This is a genomic window from Moritella yayanosii (assembly GCF_900465055.1).
Taxonomy (GTDB): Bacteria; Pseudomonadota; Gammaproteobacteria; order Enterobacterales; family Moritellaceae; genus Moritella; species Moritella yayanosii.
Genome location: NZ_LS483250.1, coordinates 1675494 through 1696976, shown reverse-complemented (window position 1 = coordinate 1696976; position 21483 = coordinate 1675494). Strand labels below are relative to the sequence as shown.

The following is a 21483-nucleotide window of genomic DNA, read 5'->3' as shown; positions in this document are numbered from 1 at the left end:
GATAGTTCGTTTAGCTAAATAAGCTTAGAAACGGTAGTTTACTTGAGCTGAAGCAATGATTGCATCACCTTGACCTGCGAATTCGTAAGTAAATGGACCTGTGCTCTCTTCGAATTTAATTTCTTTTGTAAAGACATAAGCGAGTGCGAAGTCAAAACTTAAGGTTTGATCTAGTTCGTAAGTTGCACCCATAGTGTACCAGTAACGATCTGTATCTGGGATACTCAGCGTCGTTTCACCTGCTTGTTCATCAAAGGCGAAACCTGCACGTAATGTCGTGTTACCAACATAGAACTCAGCACCGACAGAGTAACGTATGTTGTCATCGTAATGTTCTTCTTTTTTGAAACATTCTGTTGGGGTTGTTGTGAAAGTACATTGGTCACTGTAAGCTTCTAATTCAGTGAATTTACTCCATTGCGTCCAAAGTGCGCTATAAGTTAGTGCAATTTTCGGTGTGACCTTATGATAACCTGAGATCTCAGCGGTAGCGGGAAGTGGAATGGCTAAAGTAGTTGAGATTTTTTTACCTCTGCTAGTTACACCAGTGAAGTCACCTTCAAACTCGACGTCCACTTGTGAACGGTACGCTAAACCAATGCGGTTATTGTCGCTAAATTCATACAATGCACCAACGTTCCAGCCGTAATCCCAAGCGTCACCTTCCAATAAGAACAATTGATCGCTAGCTGAACGACCATATACTGAAGTTAAATCACCTAAGTTTCTTTCCAGTGTTGCTTTTGCATAGACAGCGCTAACCCCTAAACCTAAGCTCAACTCATCTGTAGCCTTAAAAGAGACACTTGGGTTGATATTGAACGTGAGAAGATCGGTTGTACCAGCACCAGCGCCGACCGCGTAATCACCTTCATGCTCGGAAACCATGCCGTAACCTGAAAACATAGCCAGACCTACAGCCCATGTTTCATTGATTGGCTGAATATAGTACATTGCTGGAACAAAAGCATCGTTAATGATGTCGTTTGAATCTAGGCGTGAAGGAGTGCTTTTAATAGGGTCATTTACCCCTGTGATATCCGCGTTTGCTGCGATGTAAGAGCCCACGAATGATAATTCAGCTTGTTTAAAGCGTGACATTGCAGCTGGGTTACGTGCAATTACAGAGGCGTTATCAGCAACGGCTGCTTCACCAGCAAAAGCTCGTCCAAGACCAGATGCTGAATGTTCGCTTACTTGGAAACCAGCAGCAGAAGATTGTGCAGTTACCAGCAGTAGGGCGGTAGCAAGCGTTGTTTTTTTTAATTTAGACATAGTTAATGGCTCATTTGTATAAGTTTTATTTGGTTAACTCGCTACTGGTGTCGATCTCTGAATAGAAAAACAAGGTTCCTTTTGTTTATCGTACAAGAGCTAAGGTCAGACCAGTTGTCGATACTATGAGTAAATAATAACTGCTTGTTCGTGCTTTGTAATTAACAATAATCACAAGGTGTAATGTTTGATTATTAAGGCTTGACGTTTAATGGGAAAAATAGTTGATGGGTTTATTTATATTAATATATTGATAAATAACGTTTTATTTCAGCGTACACGTGTTGTTATTAAATTGTTATCGCTCCCATTTTTATTAGAGTACTTATTCTGATAGTTAACAAGTCAAAGTTAATGTTTATTTTTGTGATCAACGTCAAATAATGGTGTCAATCTTTTTTGATACAAATTTTAATAAAGTGTCACGTCTGTCACGGTTAACTATATAATTGTTTATAATACATACAAATCCTTATAACAAAAAAGCCACGAAACCTTTCCGAAGAGAAGATGACGTGGCTTAAAAACAAGGTGTGAAAGAGGCTTAAATTACGCTTCTTCTTTCTCTTTTCTCTTTACTCTTTATATTCTTTCATAAACTGGTGTACTGTATCCATCATATCCACAGAACCTGTGAAGAAAGGAACACGCTGATGCAATGCTGTTGGTTTTAGATCTAAGATTGGCGTGTAACCATCAGTCGCTAATGCACCTGCTTGTTCTGCCAGGAAAGCCATTGGGTTGCATTCGTATAATAAGCGCAGTTTACCCTTTGGTGCTTGTGCTGTTTGTGGGTAAATGTAGATACCACCTTTAAGCAGGTTACGGTGGAAGTCAGAGACTAAAGAACCGATATAACGTGATGTATAAGGGCGGTTAGTTGCGTCATCTTCTTCTTGGCAATACTTAATGTATTTTTTCACACCAAGTGGGAACTTGCTGTAGTTACCTTCATTGATCGAATATATTTTACCAGATTTAGGGAAAGTCATTGCTTCATGTGATAAGCAGAATACGCCAATTGATGGATCGTAAGTGAAACCATGAACACCGTTACCTGTCGTATATACCAACATGGTTGATGAGCCATAGACTACATAACCAGCTGCAACTTGTTTACGACCAACTTGTAAGAAGTCTTCCATTGATACAGGACCGCCAACAGGTGATATACGACGGTAGATAGAGAAAATTGTACCAACAGACACATTAACATCGATGTTTGATGAACCATCTAGCGGATCCATTAACACTACATAGTTAGCATTACGGCTATTTTGATTGTCAAAAAATACATAATGATCTTCTTCTTCAGAAGCAATACCACAAACTTCACCGCGTGCAATCAACGCATTTTTAAATACTTCGTTCGCATACTTATCGAGTTTTTGCTGTTCTTCGCCTTGGATGTTTTCAATGCCACTTGCACCTCTAATATCAACTAAGCCAGCTTTATTGATTTCACGGTTGACAATTTTAGCAGCAAGTTTGATTGAACTTAATAATGCGGTTAAATCACCTTTTGCATGTGGAAAATCAGATTGATTTTCAACGATGAACTCACCAAGTGTTTTATGTATTAACATTCAAATTCCCTAATAAAGCAATAATTAAATCCGATAACTGACCCTATTTTGCGCTTTTTCAAGGTGGATATCTAGTGCGGGTAATAGATAAATGTATGTAATTTGTAGATTAAGTTGTTAACTTTCAGTTAACGCAAATGGACTTTCAGTTGAAAGGTGTAAATGCTCATCTGAATCTTTCATGTTCATATACTAGCGATGTTGTTTAATGTTAGAGCACTGATTTTTGGCTTTGTAGCGCTCGAACTCGAGCTTTATTATGCTCTGGTATTTTCTAAAACGAAACTTACATCATGTGAATTACGTCAATTTCGCATTTAATCGGTGTAATATTATGGATTAAGTTGAGTTTTAATACTTAGTTGTTGCGATGTTGTTATTATTGGCTTTGAGTTTCTCAATGTGATTAATTGCGCTAATAATGCCTGCCCTTGCCAATTCGTAACGTCGGTATTTTTACCGTAAGTACAGCTCAATAGTTGTTGGCAAGTTTGCAGACATTCTTGACTCATCGGTAATGAGGCTAGGTGCGGATCTTTGATTTCCGGCCATTGCAGTTTTAACCAAACGTGTAATAGTCGACTACTTTGCTTAGCATCATTATTTTTAAGTGCAGTTTCTAACTGTGGCCAGATATTGTCAGGTGTAGCCGTATTAGCTACTTTCTGGTTATAGATTTGTTGATTGCCTCTGCGTAAGACAAACCAAGTTACACAGGTTAATAACCACAACCCAGCAAAAATAAAAGTTAACCAACGCCATATTGAAGATTCAGTTGTTGCTATCGATGACGTTGAGTTTGTTTCACTATTCGGTTTGTTAATATTATTTTCAACTGGAACACTGTTTTCACTTGCTACGATAGTCACTGTTTTAGCCGGTAGTGTTGCCCATTCTTGTTGTTGGGTTTTGTTATTAAACCAAGGAATGGATAACGCTGGTAATGTTAATTTCCCGATTTTATTGGGAATGATGGCAAAACTTAATACTTGTTGCGAGAAGTGCGTTCCTTGTTGTGAAAAGTTGGTGAATTGTGGTTTATCTGGATATATTTTGGCTGTTTTAGGCCAGCTGATGGCTAAATCGGGTAGCGCTGATTTATCTACGTTCGCAACGGTTAGTGTGATAGTGCGTGTTATTGACTCACCTTGTTGATAGCTGTTTTGTAATGGTTGGAACTCTTCAACGAGTTGCACAAAGTCACTGACTAACCATTCGCCTTGGTAATCTGTGGGTTGTGTTTGAATGTTTAGGTGTAAAGTGTCAGCTTGGATGATCACTGGCGTAACAGACCCAAAACGATAACCGCGTTTTGCGGTACTTACCTGGCCTTCAAACCGAGTCGGTGAAATGGTGGTTTCTCCTGCTGTATTAATGGTGATGGCATATTGACGTGTGATTGTTTCAAAGCGTCTACCGTTAATTATTTGACTGGCGTTTTCATCTTTACCAATTTGTTTTACTACTCCGTCTGTCACTGTCGGTTCGGTAAGATTGCCAGATTGCATCTTAGTGTTTTGGGCAATATACAAGGTGGTTGTATAGATAAACTGCTGACCAACATAGATAGTTTCAGTCGATACATTTACTTTCAATTCAATGTTACGGTCATTTAGACCGCGGCTATTGGCTGTTGTCGATGAGATGACATTTACTTTAATCGGTTGTGTTGTCGCACCGTCAATCGTAAAGGCGGGAATGGTATAAGCACCTATATTTCGAGCCATTAATACGGTTGTCAGGGTTGTTATATGTGTTGTCTTGCCATTGAAATAACGGCTTTGACTATTGCTCGATGTTCTGCCTACGACAAAATTAGCCAGCAGTGCTGAGCTATCCCAGTCACTGGCGCTAATACCCTCATTGGCGCGAATTTCAAGGATAAAACTGCTCCCTTGCACTACGGGGTTTTGATTCACGGATGCTGTTATCTTTAGCGCTGCATTTGCCTGAGAACTGAGCGTACATAGTAAGCCTGCAAGGATGAAAATATTCGCCATTAGTGAGAATTTATAACCACGGCGATGTGTCTGTACTGCCTTTACCATATTTGCTCCGAACTATTTTGCTGATTTGATTCAGCATTACGTTGCTGACTTTCTATATACATTTTATTTCTTAATAATAAAGAGGGATCATCAGGGATATTCCGCAGCCATTTTTGTAAGCGCTTTTGTTGTTCTTTTTCTAATGGCGTTTGTTGCGCTGCTGATACTTCTTGATCACTGCCATCTTCAGGTTTTTCATCGGCTTGATCTTGTTGTCCAGCGACACCCGCGTTATCTTGACTGTCTTGCTGGCTTTGACTGTCTTGCTGGCTTTGACTGTCTTGCTGGCTTTGACTGTCTTGCTGGCTTTGACTGTCTTGTTGGCTCTGACTGTCTTGCTGGCTTTGACTGTCTTGTTGGCTTTGACTGTCTTGCTGGCTTTGACTGTCTTGTTGGCTTTGACTGTCTTGCTGGTTCTGACTGTCTTGCTGGTTCTGACTGTCTTGTTGGCTTTGACTGTCTTGCTGGTTTTGACTGTCTTGTTGGTTTTGACTGTCTTGTTGGTTTTGACTGTCTTCGCCTTTGTCACCTTGCTGTTGTTTCTGTTGCTGCTTCATTTTCTTAGCCAGTTTAAGGTTACCTTTCGCATCGTTATTTTCAGGATCCAATTTTAATGCTTGTTCGTAGGCTTTTGTCGCTTCATCAATATAACCAAGCTGCATTAAAGCATTCCCTTGGTTATACGAGGAGTTACTACTTGGTTCATTGGCCCACAGATCGATAGCCTGTTGGTATTCACCTGCTTTATACAACGAACTCGCTTGCCAACTGGCGTTAGAGAAGGTATCCGCTGCTTGTTGATATTCTGCCTGTTGAAACAGCAATGATCCGTTTTCGTTACTGTTATTCCAAATCGAAGTATCCGCCGCATAGCTTGATTCTGGTTGCAGTAAAAACACCAATAAAAAGCTGAAAAACAGTTGTTTGCGAAAACTAAATGCCGCTAATAACGCAATCAAAGGCAGTAGCCAAATACCGTCATCATTACGTTGCTGTGTGGTTAACTCCGTCTTTTGGTTATTCTGGAAGCTTAACGGATGATTAAACAAGTCTGTTAGCTGTTGGCTACCGTGGCTTATCACTTGAACTTTTCCTGAATTCGCTTGTGCCGTGTCTTTCAATAAACGGGCATCCAGCTGAGGCACGACGATTGTGCCTTGGTTGTCTTTAAGTAATTGACCATTAAGCATTTTAATCGGCGCACCTTGTGCGGTGCCGAATCCCAAAATCGATAAGCTGTATTCTGTGCCAGCTAATAACGTGTTGATGTTGTCTGCTTGAGCTGGGTTAATGCCATCGGTCACCAGCAGTATTTGTCCTTGCTGATAACCTGCGTTGGTTAATAGTACGATGGCTTGACGAATACCTGCCGTTGGATTTGATCCTTTCACTGGCATGATTTCTGGCGACAGGTTTGGTAACAAGTTTAATAAAGTGCTTGTATCTGTGGTTAATGGCGAGATAATAAATGCATCACCTGCATAAGCGACCAAGCCTATTTCACCTTCCTTAATTGCGCTGAGAATATCTATGCTTTTAAAGCGTAAATGTGTTAAACGGTTGGGTTTAAGATCGGTTGCCCGCATCGATAGCGACATATCTAATACCATAACTTTTGCTTGCGAAATACTGGCAACTGGACGCTCTGTATAACTAAAACTAGGGCCTGATAATGCCATTGTGGTGAGTACCCAAATACCGGCTAAAGGCATAAAGAAATGCTTATATTTTGTGGTTGGTTGATGCTGGGCTAATAAGAATTGAGCGATTTCAGGTGAAAGCACCATATGCCAGCCTTTGGCTTGAGCATCTTTACGAAAATACCAGGCAAGGGCGATGAGTGGTAATAATGCCAGTAACCATAATGGTCGTAATAATATAAAATCAGTCATGGCGTTTCCCTGACGTAAATAATTGACCTAAAGAAAGCCCTTGACGTAGATAACAGGCGAAAATAGACAATAATAATGCGATTGCCAGTGGCCAATGGAATAGATCCGTTTGTGGTCTAAATTGTTGTTGATCTTGCTCGACAGGCTCAAGTTTATCGAGTTCGGCATAGATAGCTGCCAAGCTACTGGCGTCACGCGCCCGGAAGTATTGGCCACCAGTTTGGGCTGCGATTGTCTTTAAGGTCGCTTCATCCAGATCTCGTGATGGGTCCACTTTCTGATTACCGAATAACGTGCGTTTATAATAAGCATCTGCACCGACGCCGATAGTATAAATTTTAACGCCTTGTTGTTTAGCAAACTTTGCGGCGTCAAGGGGTGTTACTTCGCCCGCATTATTTTGACCATCGGTGAGTAATATCAATACTTTTTGTGGGTTGTCAGCGGCATCAAAACGTTTTAACGCTAAGCCGATACCTTCGCCAATCGCGGTTTGTTCGCCAACGAGTCCAAGTACAGCTTGCTCCATGTAGCCACTGACGGTTTTCAAATCGAAGGTGAGCGGCGCTTGTAAATAAGCGTTATCAGCGAAAAAGATAAGCCCGACACGATCGCCTTTACGTTGTTGAATAAAATCAGCAACAACCGTTTTCACCAGCGAAAGTCGATCGACCATACGGTTATTTATTTGCATATCTTCAATCTGCATCGAGCCAGATAGATCCACCGCGAGCATCATTTCACGACCTTGTTGGGGAATGGATTGTGGTTCACCGATCCACATCGGGCGTGCAGCCGCTATGACTAGGCATAACCACATGAGTGTTAATGGCCAGATTGCGCGGGATGTTATACTTGCGGTGCCTGTTGCTGTTTCAATATAAGGTAAGTTAGGAAGCACTAATGGTGTTTGTGCTTGGCCCGCACTGCTAAAAAAGCGAATAAGCAGCGGTAAAGGTAATAAGGCTAACAGCCATGGCCAATTAAATTCAAACATTACTGTTCTCCACACTTTTTTCAACTTTGTTCTTCAGTCTGTTCTTTACATTGCAATCTACAGGCATAAGCGGAGTTTTCTTGATCCAGTCTTGGCAAGTCTTAAAGTGCGCGGAATCGGCGAGCATGTTTGGTTTAGCACTGTATAAGTCCAACGTCCATGCTGCGGTATTATTTGAGAACGCATTGAAGACTCGTTTTTTAGCACTGGCTTGTTGATCGAGGAATTTTAACCATGTTTCACCATGTAAAGATGCCGCTGTTTGACGTGGAAAACTGGCTAAAACGATACGTTTAAGCAGGTGGTGTAAATCGTTTACCTCACAGCCTTGTTGCTGTAACTGTGTTAATTCAGCTAAGGCTAGGCGGGTTAATTGGGTTTTTTTTAGGTAATGCAATATACCATAAATAGCCAATCCGACGATCAATACGATGATGATGATAACCAGCCACCAGTACAGTGATAGTGGCCAGGCCGAAACGGGTGCTGGTAAATGAATATCTTTTAATTGTGCTAACGGATCCATGCGTTTTATTTACCTTTACCTTTAATTTGACTTAATAATGATTCGCCACTGCTGATCCTATGATGACGAATACCGAATCGGTTCATTATTTGTCTTAATGCTTGCTGTTTAACATTGGCATGTTGTTGATATTTTTGACGACTGTCAGCGTTACTCGGACTAATAAACCCTTGTTGTTGACCATTTGATACCGCGAGGCGTACATTGCCTGATATGTTCGGTAGCGAGAGTTCTAAAGGATCGTAAATCTGCCAAGCTTCAATTTCATTATGGCGTTTTAATAACGCGAGTTGCTTTTGCGCTTTATCATCAAGATTAAGAAAGTCACTGATGATCATAATGTGGCTGCCAGTTTTACACAGTATACGCAAACGGGTGAGGGCGCTGGCAAGGGACTCTTTTGGAACTGTATTTTCTGTATTTACATGCGTTGCATCAGCCGCATTAATACGCTCGGCTTGAGACATGGTCAGTTGCGCATTATGTAAGGTGACGGTTTCACTGAGTAATTGCATAATACCGCGTTGTTGGCGCTGGGGTTTTAATTCTTTATGCCCGAATGCACCAATGATAATGCCGCCGACACGATCACTTTTATGTTTTGTTGCCCACGCCAGTAAGGCCGTTAAGTGACAGGCTTGTACTGACTTTAGCCGATATTGACTGCCAAAATACATGCTTGATGACAGATCCAGTAATACATACACTGGCCGTTCTTTTTCTTCACTAAATAACTTGCTGTAAGTTTTACCCGTACGTGCAGTAATGCGCCAATCAATACTCCGGATGTCATCACCAGGTTGATATTGACGACATTCGCTAAATTCCATCCCTCGGCCTTTGATTGGCGAAAGGTGACCACCGGCCAGCCGTGCTCTTGCTAACGTTTTGCTCGCTAAAACACGTTTGGTTTGGTAGCTGTATTGCTGTAACTCTTTTATAGTCACTTCGATTGCAGACATAGACTAACTCAGTTTACTAAAATGCAATTAATGACAAAATGCGGTCAATAATTTGGTTTGCGGTGATACCGTCAGCTTCTGCTTCAAAGCTCAGTAATAAGCGGTGACGTAGAATAGGGTAAAGGCAGGTTTGAATATCTTCGGGTAGTACATGGTCACGACCGTGTAACCAAGCGCGAGCGCGTACACAACGGGCAAGCGAAATAGTCGCACGTGGACTTGCGCCAAAAGTGATCCAACTAGCGAGTTGCGGATCTAAGGTCGCAGGGTTTCGTGTAGCCATAATTAAATCGACAAGATAATGCTCGAGAGCAGGGGCAAGGTGGATGTTAAGTACTTGTTCGCGCGCTTGCATGATCGTTTGCTGACTGATTTTAGCAATCGGTGCGCTTGCGCTTTGTTGTGCTTCTTGTGTTGTTAACCGTAAAATTTGTAATTCAGTGTCTTTATCTGGGTAATCAATTTCCAGGTGTAACATGAAGCGATCTAGCTGCGCTTCCGGTAATGGATACGTACCTTCTTGCTCAATTGGGTTCTGTGTCGCCATTACCATAAACAGCTTTGGTAATAACATGGTTTTGTTGCCAACGGTTATCTGCTGTTCGGCCATAGCTTCTAATAGCGCAGACTGTACCTTAGCAGGTGCACGATTAATCTCGTCTGCAAGTACAATATTGTGGAACAGAGGACCGGGTTGAAATTCAAAGGTGCCGGTTTCGGCGCGATAGATATCAGTACCGGTTAAATCGGCGGGCAGTAAATCGGGTGTGAATTGAATACGATGGAAGTTGGCTTCTAAGCTATTGGCCAACGCTTTGACTGCTCGTGTTTTGGCCAATCCGGGTGGACCTTCTACTAAGATATGACCATCTGCGAGTAGCGCGATTAATAAATTGTCGACAAGTTTTTCTTGCCCAAGAATTTGGCTGTTAAGATAGCCTCTTAATTGATTGAAATTTGATTTTGGCATAATTATCTATCGTATAAAGTTAATATAAACACTAGTTTACCGACAATAAGTTCATTGTAAAAGTTCAAACTTATTTTATAGAGAGTTTTTAAAGCGATTTACAATACTTTACTGGAAATGACTACCTAATAGAGTGAGTGGTCAGTAATATCCTAACTATAAAAATTGTCTAGGTAGATATGACTACTATTTAATATTATTTTTCACCCAATATTTCTTTTGGATCATATATCTATGATGAAAGACTCAATTTTCAAACTAATGTTTGAATATTGAGACCAAAAGGTTAATATTGACTTAATTTTATGAGGTCTGACCTCTTTTACTTAACGGAATGAGGATAAGTGATGGCTAAAGCACAAAGCCTAACCACCCGCAACGGCGATCGTATCGCGGTGGTCACTGGATTACGTACCCCGTTTGCTAAACAAGCAACAGCGTTTCATGGGGTTCCAGCATTAGATTTAGGCAAAATGGTTGTTAATGAGATGCTTGCTCGTAACGACATTGATCCTAAGATTATTCAGCAAGTTGTATTTGGACAAGTTGTTCAAATGCCTGAAGCGCCAAACATTGCGCGTGAAATCGTATTAGGCACTGGCATGGACATCGGCACCGATGCATACAGTGTATCGCGTGCATGTGCGACAAGCTTCCAAGCTATTTCAAATGTTACCGAGTCTATTATGGCCGGAACGATTGATTGTGGTATTGCTGGTGGTGCGGATTCATCTTCAGTTGTGCCAATTGGTGTATCTAAAAAACTTGCTCATCAGTTAGTTAACTTAAGCAAAGCAAAAACGACTAGCGATAAATTAAAAATTGCCCGTCAGCTAAGCTTAAAAGATTTACTGCCTGTCGCACCCGCTGTTTCAGAATACAGTACTGGTATAACGATGGGACAGACGGCAGAACAAATGGCTAAGTCTTATAACATCTCGCGTCAAGCGCAGGATGAACTTGCTCATCGTTCTCACACTCTTGCCGCTAAAGCATGGGCAGAAGGTAAGTTAAAAGATGAAGTAATGACGGCTTATCCAGAGCCAATGAAGTTATTTATTGCTGAAGATAACAACATTCGTAAAAATTCAACCCTTGAAGATTACGCGAAACTGCGTCCTGCATTTGACCGTAAACACGGTACTGTAACTGCTGCAACAAGTACGCCACTCACTGATGGTGCTGGTGCAGTATTATTGATGAGCGAAAGTCGTGCAAAAGAACTTGGCTTAGAAATTCTGGGTTATATCCGTAGTCATGCATACTCAGCGGTTCCTGCTGATGTTGACGGCCTTATTGGTCCTTCATACGCAGTGCCTATCGCGTTAGACCGTGCTGGTATTACCTTCAATGATTTAACATTATTTGATATGCATGAAGCATTTGCTGCACAAACATTAGCAAACCTACAATGTATTGAATCAGATATCTTTGCCCAGCAGAAACTGGGTCGTGGCGAACGTATCGGTAATATTGATGACAGTAAATTCAATGTACTTGGTGGTTCACTTGCATATGGTCACCCATTTGCAGCAACTGGCGCACGTATGATTACGCAAACATTACGTGAATTGAAACGTCGTGGTGGTGGTCTAGCATTATCAACAGCGTGTGCTGCTGGTGGTCTAGGTGTAGCAATGATTGTGGAGAGTGCGTAATGAGTCAACAAGAAAAAACATTTTCACTTGAGATCCGTGAAGATAACATTGGCGTTCTAACAATGGACGTCCCCGGCGAAACGATGAACACTTTACGTGCAGAGTTCGCGGATGAAATCTCAGCATTAATAAAAGATATTAAAGCCAATGCCGATTTGCAAGGCTTGGTTATTATCAGTGGCAAGAAAGACAGCTTTGTGGCTGGTGCTGACATCACTATGATTGATGCGTGTGAAACGGCTGCTGATGCAGAGAAGTTATCACTTGAAGGTCACCGTGTTATGGGTGAACTGGAAGCATTAAATATCCCTGTTGTTGCTGCTATTCACGGTCCTTGTTTGGGCGGTGGTTTAGAACTTGCGCTTGCTTGCCATATCCGAGTCTGTACAGAAAGCACTAAAACAGTATTAGGTGTACCAGAAGTGATGCTAGGTTTGTTACCTGGTAGTGGTGGTACACAACGTTTACCTCGTCTTATTGGTGTGGCTAAATCACTTGATTTGATGCTAACAGGTAAACAAATACGTGGTAAACAAGCACTTAAAATGGGCCTTGTTGATGATGTTGTGCCTGAAACGGTATTACTTGAAGTGGCTGTTAAGCTAGCGAAAAAAGGTAAGATCCAGCGTAAACTGAAATTAGATCTGGTTGGTAAGCTATTAGAAACAAATAAACTTGGTCGTAACATCATGTTTGACCAAGCTAAAAAGCAAACGCTTTCTAAAACTCGCGGTAACTACCCAGCACCTGAGGCAATTCTAGAAGTGGTTAAACTTGGCCAAGAAAAAGGGTTTGAAGCCGGTTTAAAACTTGAAGCAAAACGTTTTTCAGAACTTGCAATGACGTCTGAATCTGCTGCACTGCGTGGTATTTTCTTTGCTACAACAGCGATGAAGAAAGAAGATGGCGTTAAAGGCGTTAAGCCGAAGAAAGTGAAAAAAGCAGTCGTGCTTGGTGGTGGTTTAATGGGTGGCGGTATCGCTAACGTTACTGCAACGAAAGCGAAAGTACCTGTGCGTATTAAAGATATAGCCCCACAAGGCCTGCTTAACGCACAAAAATACACGTATGACATTCTAAACAAGAAAGTTAAACGTCGCTTTATGTCTAAATCTGAAATGCAAAGTCAACTTGCTATGATCACTGGTACGACTGAGTACACAGGTGTGAAAAATGCTGACATTGTTATTGAAGCGGTATTTGAAGACCTTAAATTGAAGCACCAAATGGTGGCTGATATTGAAGCTAACTGTAACGAAAATACTATTTTCGCATCAAACACGTCTTCTTTACCTATTACTCAGATTGCTTCTGAAGCGAAGCGTCCTGAAAATGTAATTGGTCTGCATTACTTCAGCCCAGTGGACAAAATGCCCCTTGCTGAAGTGATTGTACACCCAGGCACATCGGATCAAACGATCTCAACAACGGTTGAATTTGCCCGTAAACAAGGCAAAACACCAATCGTCGTGAAAGATGGTGCGGGTTTCTATGTAAACCGTATTCTTGCGCCTTACATGAATGAAGCTGCACGTTTGGTACTAGAGCAAGAACCAATTGATGTGGTTGATAAAGCCCTGGTTGATTTTGGTTTCCCTGTGGGTCCTGTCACACTTCTTGATGAAGTTGGTATCGATGTTGGTGCTAAGATCGGTCCAATCTTAACGAAAGAGCTAGGTAGCCGTTTTGAAGCACCTGCAGTGTTCGATAAGCTACTGGCGGATGATCGTAAAGGTCGTAAGAACGAGAAAGGTTTCTACCTCTACGGTAAGAAAGCCAAGAAAGGTAAGAAGCAAGTGGATGAATCAATCTACAAGTTACTTAACCTAAAACCTGAAGCAAAAATGGCGCCTAAAGCAATTGCAGAGCGTGCGGTATTATTAATGCTGAACGAAGCGGCGCGTTGTCTTGATGAAGGTATTCTACGTAGTGCGCGTGATGGTGACATCGGTGCCATCTTCGGTATTGGTTTCCCGCCGTTCTTAGGTGGTCCATTCCATTACATGGATTCAATCGGTATTGCTGAACTTGTTGACAAGCTAGAACGTCACCAAGAGAAATACGGTGAGCGTTTTGCGCCGTGTGAATCGCTTAAAGCAATGGCGAAAGAAGGTAAAAAATTCTATAACTAATCGCGTGATGCATTAGCTTATACAATTTAAAAGCGGCGTTAGATGCAAATCTAACGTCGCTTTTTTGTTTTGAATTGCGCTATTTAAACAATAAAATTAATGACCTGTATTTCCCACATATGTAATTGTCGTACTACCGTTAATTCCTACTACCATATCAATACCTGTATCACCGGGAGTGTAACGAATCGTGTTACCTGTAGCGATAGTACCATTAGCCCGGAAGATTATTATCGGTACGCCTGGATCAGTAAATGATAAGTTCGAATTACTGTCAGTATCTATGGTTGTTTTATTGATGATTTCAGCTGCAGCAGTCGTGCCCGTCGCTAAAATTAGGGTGTTATTCGAAACGGTCATATACAAAGTGCGGTTATGCGCCATTGCGGTGTTTTTGGCATAGCTAAGCGCACTATTAATCAATGTGGTCGCATCGTCTATGCGGCTTTGTTGTACGGTGTTTTGGTAACTGGGCACCCCGATACCAATGAGTATGGCGACGATCGCGATAGTGATCATTAATTCGATGAGTGTGAACCCTAATGATTTTTTCATTCTTATACATCCTTGTTAAAGAAAACAATAGATTAACATGATAAGAACGATCAAAAAAGGGACCACTTTTTAGTATATAGAGTGGTCCCTTAACATTATCTTATTAGGGTCTATTTATGACCGCTTAGATTACCAATGCACACCGCGCATGATAGCTGCAAATGCAATCTGTTCGGTACTTGCTTGTGTTGGCGCATCTTTATCTTCTTCTTTGCCCTTCGCAGCGGCAGAATCATTAAACATACGGTAACCGGTGTTCATGATTATTTCACTTATTTTAGGAAACAGTGAGTAAAGTACTTCAGACATGATGCCAATTTTGGTTGCGATACGCTTAGGCTTACGGATAATCGCTTGTACAATTAAGTCTGCGGCTTCTGATGGCGCTAGAGTGGGCACATTGTCATATACTTTTGTCGGACCAATCATTGGCGTACGTACTAACGGCATGTTAATTGTCGTCATGTTTACGTTACGGTCAGAAAACTCGGATGCGGCACAACGCGTAAATGCATCTAGTGCTGCTTTAGACGCAACGTATGCAGAGAAACGTGGTGAGTTTGTTAGTACACCAATGGATGAAATGTTAATAACATGCCCTTTTTTACGTTCTAACATACTTGGTGTGAAGCCCATGATTAAACGAATTGAGCCAAAGTAGTTTAACTGCATTGTTCTTTCGTAATCGTGGAAACGGTCAAACGATAAATCAATTGAACGACGGATTGAACGACCCGCATTATTGATTAATATATCCACAAAGTCATGTTCTTCAAGTACATTCTTAACTAACTCGTCGCATGATTCCATGTTGGAAATGTCACATGAATAGATATGTGCATCGCCACCAAGTTCTTGGAGTTGTGCCTGTGTTGCTTCTAGTTTTGTGACATCACGTGCTACAAGGATTAATTTAGCGCCTGTTGGTGCGAGTTTTAATGCCGTTGCTTCACCAATACCCGAAGTTGCACCTGTAATGATAATTGTTTTACCACTCACATTACCTTTCAGAGTCATGTCATTGATTAGGTCATCATTTAGGTTACGTTCCCAATAATCCCATACCGCAGGTGCGTATTCGTCTAAGCGAGGCACTTTGATATTAGAACCTTCTAGCGCACGTGCTGTTTCACGGTCATCGAAGCTCGTTGGGTAGTTAAGGAAATTCAATACGTCTTTTGGAATACCAAGGTCATTTAATACCCCTTCAGTAAGCTGTTTCACTGCTGGTAAATGGGTGATTGCTTGACGAACTGAAGCCGGTAAAAAATTAACGATTCGAGAATCAATTCGGAATGCCGTTCTTGGCGCGTTACCCGCTGTTGCGAAGATATTAAGTACTTCACCCACTTTAAATGGTTTTGGATCAACAAGGTGGAAGCAGTTACTGTGCACTTCTTCTTTGTGACTAATGTAGTCAATGGCATCTGCAACATAGTCGACAGGGACAATATTCAGACGACGGCCTTCAACACCAATCATTGGCATCCATGTTGGAATTGTCTCACGGATTTTTTTCAATAGTTTGAAGAAATAGTATGGACCATCTACTTTATCGATTTCACCGGTTTTAGAATGACCAACAACCATACCTGGACGATAAATGCGGAAAGGAATAGAGCATTCATCACGGACTACTTTTTCAGAAACATGTTTGGTACGAAGATATGCGTTATCCATATTTTCAGCTTCTTCGAACATATCTTCGTAGAAAGTACCCTCAAACAGACCCGCTGCAGCGATAGAACTGACATGGTGGAAGTTTTTCGCTTTTAGCTTTATGGCAGTTTGAACTGCATTACGAGTGCCGACAACATTTGCTGTTTCTTGAGATTCAGCATCTGCTTTCATATCATAAATGGCAGCGAGATGATGGACATGGTCGATTTGATTTGTGTGTTCAGATAACCACTGTTCGTCAATGCCTAAATTGGCTTTAGTGATATCACCTTTAACCATTTTGATGCGGTTCTTAACGCTCTTATGCACACGATCCTTCAGTGCATTGAATTTATGTTCTGAGCCTTGGCGAGTTAATACATAAACTTGCGCATCTTCTCTCTCGACTAGACGTTCAATTAAGAATCGACCAATAAACCCTGTACCACCGGTAACTAAGTATTTCATTCCATTATCCTCAACTAAACTATGTATGCTTATTGTTAAATTTTTAAATGATCGTATATCACTTATGTAGTAGTAATATCATTGATATCAAAAAAAATGTCAATGATGTGCCGTTAACGTAACTGGTAAACGGCAAGTTTTGCAACAGCTTGTCAGACTTATGTGACGTGTTGTTAGTTTTATTTGCGGGTTAATCCTGTTAACAAATAATTAACGTTTAGTGTAAATTCGTCACTTTTGTGAATCATAATTACGTTGAGTGTTTACAAGGTTAGAGTTGCTTAGTTACATTAAATTAACAAGTGTTGAAGCGTGCAGTCCAAAGTAATGCGTAATTTTGGTAGTTAATTCTAAATATTATTGATAACAGTTTTTGGTGGGGGAGGTGTTAAGTTTTACTCAAATAGATTAAATTAAAACCCATAATTATCAGTTGTTTAAATAACTAAATTTTTTCGTGCTTATTTGGTAGGCGGATGTTTATAATAAAGTCTCATACTTTTGTGTTAAATATGATAAAACGCAACTGTTTATGCATGGTATAAATGATGAATTTTATGTGATTTAAGTCAAATAACTTTATTTTTAAATGACCTGAATACGGACGGTATTTTAGTCCTTAAACATATATATTTAATGAAGTAATAGTGCGAGTAGGACTTTAAGATTAGGCTATTTATTCCATAATAAATTAGTATTCCTAAAGTATTAAATTCTGAATTTGGCCTTTTTACAATTTATAATTTTTTATTTATGATCATGCCTATGATAGCGCTATCATCAGGTGATCGCATTCATCAAATTATGTTTAATCAGCATTGATTTTTGATATAGCATATTTAAATCCATCAAACTCATCATTTTTTGTAATGGCAAGAATACGTTGATTGCTACTGCCTCGAAATTTTAATGCTGGGTCAACCAGCTGTTGTTCAAACTTACCATCAACCAAATAATCTATGTATTGAACGACGGCTTTTTGTTGTGGGGTTAATTGCTCTATTGTGTAGCCTGTCCATAACCAAATACTCTTTCCAATACACTCGTTTTTAACTCTTTTTACTAGTTTTAAGATGCAATCTAAATTTTTTGGATAGAGAGGGTCGCCTCCGCTTAAACTTAGCCCACGACGACGTATTCGGGGATCGTTTAAATCATTAATTATCTTGTCTTCTATCGTTTGATTAAAGTGTGAACCATTGCGTGGAGACCAGGTCGATTGGTTATAACAGCCCTTGCATTGATGCTCGCAGCCACTGACAAACAGGGTTACACGAGTACCCGGGCCATTGATGACATCAAGATCGAAATATTGAGAATAGTGCATTTTCACTTCTTAAATGCTAGCCAATCAAATATTGGCTAGCTAGTTAATTAAACTGAGGTCGGATCAGTTGTGATTATTTATAAATAGTATAAACGTTTATAAGTGTTTAACGCGGCGTTTTACTTCTTCTTGCTTGCCTTCATTGAAAGGGCGCGCATCTGGGCTGCCTAAATAACCACAGACTCGACGGGTGACTGAGACTTTCGCGGCATCGTGATTACCGCACTTAGGACAAGTGAAGCCTTTACTCGTACACTCAAACTCGCCTGTGTAACTACACTCATAACATTCATCAATCGGTGTATTGGTACCGTAATAAGGAACACGCGAATAACTGTAATCCCAAACGTCTTCTAATGCTTCAATGTTGTGTTGCATATTCGGGAATTCGCCGTAGCAAATAAAACCACCGCTACTAATCGCAGGGTAGGGCATTTCAAAATCAATTTTGTCGTATGGATTAACTTGCTTCTCAACATCCAAATGGAAACTATTGGTGTAATAGCCTTTATCGGTGACATCAGCGATATCACCAAAGGCTATTTTATCCAATTTAGCAAATCGACTACACAGATTTTCACTGGGTGTTGCATACAAACTAAATGCATAATCGGTTTCTATGCTCCACTGCTCCGTTATCGCTTTCATGTGAGTAAGTATGGCAATGGCTTTTTGCTGTAATTCTTTGCTGTCGTAAGGATGGGTTTGATTACCAAATAGTGCATTGATTGCTTCGTGTAAGCCAATGTAGCCTAAAGAAATAGATGCGCGACCATGTTTGAAAATATCTAATACGTCATCATCTGCTTGCAAGCGAACACCACAGGCACCTTCCATGTACAAAATTGGTGCGACACGTGCTTTTACACCTTTAAGGCGTGAAATACGCGTTTCTAACGCACGTTTACACAGAATCAAACGCTCATCGAGTAATTGATAGAAACGCGATTCATCGCCTTTTGCTTGAATCGCGATTCGCGGTAAATTAAGACTAACGACACCTAGGTTATTGCGGCCTTCATGCACTAGTTCACCTTGCTCTTCGTAGGTGTTTAAGAAACTGCGGCAACCCATAGGTGTTTTAAATGAGCCGGTGATTTTAACCACTTGGTCATAATTTAAGATATCCGGATACATGCGTTTGCTTGCGCACTCAAGCGCCAGCTGTTTGATATCGTAATTTGCATCGGTTGATTTATAGTTTAAGCCATCTTTGATTGCAAACACCAGTTTTGGGAACACCGCGGTTTTATGATTTTTCCCTAAGCCTGCAATACGGTTTTTGAGAATAGCCTGTTGAATTAAACGTGCTTCCCAACTTGTTCCTAGGCCAAAACCAAAGGTAACAAAAGGGGTTTGGCCATTAGCCGTGTGCAAGGTATTTACTTCATACTCTAACGATTGGAATGCATCGAAACATTCTTTTTCGGTACGTGAGCGAGCAAATCCTTCTTTATTCGGTATGTCCCATTCTTCTGCTAATAAGGTGTTTTTCTTAAAGCTTGCGGTGACATAAGGCGCTAAGATCTCATCAATACGGTTAATCGTTGTGCCACCATAAATATGACTGGCTACTTGGGCAATGATCTGTGCAGTCACAGCCGTTGCTGTAGTGATGGATTTTGGTGTTTCAATTTCAGCGTTACCCATTTTAAAGCCAAGGGTTAACATGCCATCAAGATCGATCAGCATACAGTTAAACATCGGGAAGAAGGGCGCATAATCAAGATCATGATAATGAATGTCACCCGCTTCATGCGCATGGACAATGTCGCGTGGCAAGATGTGCTGCTTGGCATAATGCTTCGCTACAATACCAGCCAGTAAATCGCGTTGGGTAGGGATCACTTTACTGTCTTTATTGGCATTTTCGTTGAGCAGTGATTCATTACTCTGTTCAATAAGCCCTTTGATCTCATGAGTAAGAATACTTTGCGTTTCACGGGCAATATCACGTTGATGGCGATATTCGATATAAGCACGGGCAACAAGCTTATTACTTGCTTGCATCAATACATCTTCAACCGTGTTTTGGATGGTATGGATCTCAATCGCATGTTCGATGGATATATCTTGTTGAATGAGTATTTGATGAACCTTGTTCGCCACTTCTACTGCATAACTGCTACTTTCTTGCTGTACTGATTTAGCAGCGGCGAATATGGCGTCCTGTATGCATTTTATGTTAAATGGCACACGACAACCATCACGCTTGATGACAAATAAATCCACGAAACACTCCTTAAAATTAACAATAATATTACACGGTGATACTATATATAGATGAACTTTGAATATAGAACACAATATGTAGTGTATTAGGCGTTAAGTTTACTTTTGAAGTATTGATTTCGATCAAGGTTCGTTACGGCTGAATAAGGAATTATTTTAACTGTGTTTTTTGTCAAAAAAGGGATGAATTTTACTTGCAAGTTGGTTTTTGAACGATATTCAAACGTAAAATACACAGCGATATATTATCGGATAATAAAGCTTTACAAGTTTAATCGGTTACACTAATATTCGCTCCATTGCTGCGGAGGGGTGGCAGAGTGGCCGAATGCACTGGTCTTGAAAACCAGCAGGGGTTAATAGCTCCTCGAGAGTTCAAATCTCTCCTCCTCCGCCATCCATTCAAGAACACGCTAATCGATTACTAGATAAATAGTCGCGTAGCGTTTTTTTATGTCTACTTTTCACATATTCTATATTTTTTTCACTAATCCTCTGTTAACTTTATTATTATACCCGCACGTTTATACTCATAGTGTTAGCATTGATTGTGCATCTTGAAATCGCTTGGGTATATATGATCGGTATTCTTCATTTTTGTTGAGAAATTAGCTTATGAACTCATTTATTCTTAATCGTATGCGTCCTTTTCTAATCACTATCTCTGTGATTATCAGTTTGCTTTTATCTACCGTCACGTTTGCCGAAAGCACTGTGAGTGTTATTGAAAATAAAGTGAGCCAAGCGCCAACATTTAACTTACCAGGTGTTGATAATACGCGAGTGAATCTTGCTGACTATCGTGGCAAGGTGGTGTTAGTGGATTTTTGGGCATCTTGGTGTACACCCTGTATTCGTTCATTTCCGTGGATGGATAAGATGGTAGCGAAATATGGCGAACAAGGATTTGAAATTATTGCCATTAATATGGATCAAGAGTCTATTTTAGCGACTAAATTCTTACAGCGTTACCCGAATAAATTGACCATTGCGTTTGACCCACAAGGTATTGTCGCTGAGCAATATGAAATCATGGGATTGCCTAATTCATTTATACTTAATAAGAAGGGCGAGATTGTTTATAAGCATGTCGGTTTTAGATTAGCAGAGTTAGATACATACGAAGCCGAGATCTTGTCGTTATTACCTCAGGACTAGCTGTTACTTGAGAGTTATACCTGATTGAGTTAATTTTG

At 40.6% G+C, this 21483-nt stretch carries 15 protein-coding genes and 1 tRNA gene; 4 read left to right on the top strand and 12 right to left on the bottom strand.

Features of this window, described 5'->3' with window-relative positions; all coding sequences use genetic code 11:
• Positions 1-24 precede the first annotated feature (24 nt).
• The 8 genes from MORIYA_RS07745 to MORIYA_RS07710 form a co-directional block, all read right to left on the bottom strand.
• Positions 25-1275 (bottom strand): OmpP1/FadL family transporter, encoded by a 1251-nt coding sequence (locus MORIYA_RS07745; RefSeq protein WP_112714113.1) that lies wholly within the window; start codon positions 1273-1275, stop codon positions 25-27.
• A 575-nt stretch (positions 1276-1850) separates the two neighbouring features.
• Complete coding sequence (gene fbp / locus MORIYA_RS07740) at positions 1851-2861, bottom strand: class 1 fructose-bisphosphatase (RefSeq protein WP_112714111.1); 1011 nt, start codon at positions 2859-2861, stop codon at positions 1851-1853.
• A gap of 332 nt (positions 2862-3193) precedes the next feature.
• The gene (locus MORIYA_RS07735) at positions 3194-4909 is read right to left on the bottom strand and encodes a BatD family protein (protein ID WP_112714109.1); all 1716 of its coding nucleotides are present in this window, start codon (positions 4907-4909) and stop codon (positions 3194-3196) included.
• The gene (locus MORIYA_RS07730; protein WP_112714107.1) at positions 4903-6801 is read right to left on the bottom strand and encodes a vWA domain-containing protein; all 1899 of its coding nucleotides are present in this window, start codon (positions 6799-6801) and stop codon (positions 4903-4905) included. The genes MORIYA_RS07735 and MORIYA_RS07730 overlap by 7 nt, the downstream gene beginning before the upstream one ends.
• Positions 6794-7798 (bottom strand): vWA domain-containing protein, encoded by a 1005-nt coding sequence (locus MORIYA_RS07725; protein WP_112714105.1) that lies wholly within the window; start codon positions 7796-7798, stop codon positions 6794-6796. Before MORIYA_RS07725 ends, MORIYA_RS07730 begins: the two co-directional genes overlap by 8 nt.
• Positions 7791-8324 carry a DUF4381 domain-containing protein gene (locus tag MORIYA_RS07720; RefSeq protein ID WP_112714103.1) on the bottom strand — a complete coding sequence of 178 codons (534 nt, stop codon included), beginning with the start codon at positions 8322-8324 and terminating at the stop codon, positions 7791-7793. Before MORIYA_RS07720 ends, MORIYA_RS07725 begins: the two co-directional genes overlap by 8 nt.
• A gap of 5 nt (positions 8325-8329) precedes the next feature.
• Positions 8330-9286, bottom strand: a complete 957-nt coding sequence (locus MORIYA_RS07715; protein ID WP_112714101.1) for a DUF58 domain-containing protein — start codon at positions 9284-9286, stop codon at positions 8330-8332.
• Between the two features lie 16 nt (positions 9287-9302).
• The gene (locus MORIYA_RS07710; RefSeq protein ID WP_112714099.1) at positions 9303-10256 is read right to left on the bottom strand and encodes an AAA family ATPase; all 954 of its coding nucleotides are present in this window, start codon (positions 10254-10256) and stop codon (positions 9303-9305) included.
• Between the two features lie 347 nt (positions 10257-10603).
• Between MORIYA_RS07710 and fadI the strand changes: the two genes are divergently transcribed.
• Both fadI and fadJ read left to right on the top strand, forming a co-directional pair.
• Positions 10604-11914: an acetyl-CoA C-acyltransferase FadI gene (fadI, locus tag MORIYA_RS07705; RefSeq protein WP_112714097.1), complete on the top strand. Its 1311-nt coding sequence runs from the start codon at positions 10604-10606 to the stop codon at positions 11912-11914.
• A complete protein-coding gene (gene fadJ / locus MORIYA_RS07700) occupies positions 11914-14046 on the top strand; it encodes a fatty acid oxidation complex subunit alpha FadJ (RefSeq protein ID WP_112714095.1) in 2133 nt (710 codons plus the stop codon). Before fadI ends, fadJ begins: the two co-directional genes overlap by 1 nt.
• A gap of 96 nt (positions 14047-14142) precedes the next feature.
• Here the strand turns inward: fadJ and MORIYA_RS07695 are convergent, their stop codons facing one another.
• The 4 genes from MORIYA_RS07695 to nrdD form a co-directional block, all read right to left on the bottom strand.
• Complete coding sequence (locus tag MORIYA_RS07695) at positions 14143-14601, bottom strand: GspH/FimT family pseudopilin (RefSeq protein ID WP_112714093.1); 459 nt, start codon at positions 14599-14601, stop codon at positions 14143-14145.
• 129 nt (positions 14602-14730) lie between these two features.
• A complete protein-coding gene (locus MORIYA_RS07690) occupies positions 14731-16728 on the bottom strand; it encodes an SDR family oxidoreductase (protein WP_112714091.1) in 1998 nt (665 codons plus the stop codon).
• Positions 16729-17536: 808 nt separating this feature from the next.
• Positions 17537-18055, bottom strand: coding sequence for an anaerobic ribonucleoside-triphosphate reductase-activating protein (gene nrdG, locus MORIYA_RS07685; protein WP_112714089.1), 519 nt, complete (start codon positions 18053-18055; stop codon positions 17537-17539).
• Between the two features lie 96 nt (positions 18056-18151).
• Entirely contained in the window at positions 18152-20287 is a 2136-nt protein-coding gene (nrdD, locus tag MORIYA_RS07680; protein WP_112714087.1) for an anaerobic ribonucleoside-triphosphate reductase, read from the bottom strand.
• A gap of 306 nt (positions 20288-20593) precedes the next feature.
• Between nrdD and MORIYA_RS07675 the strand changes: the two genes are divergently transcribed.
• Positions 20594-20684: transfer RNA gene (locus MORIYA_RS07675), tRNA-Ser, on the top strand.
• Between the two features lie 218 nt (positions 20685-20902).
• On the top strand, positions 20903-21445 hold the full coding sequence (locus MORIYA_RS07670) for a TlpA family protein disulfide reductase (RefSeq protein WP_112714085.1): 543 nt from the start codon (positions 20903-20905) through the stop codon (positions 21443-21445).
• Positions 21446-21483 lie beyond the last annotated feature (38 nt).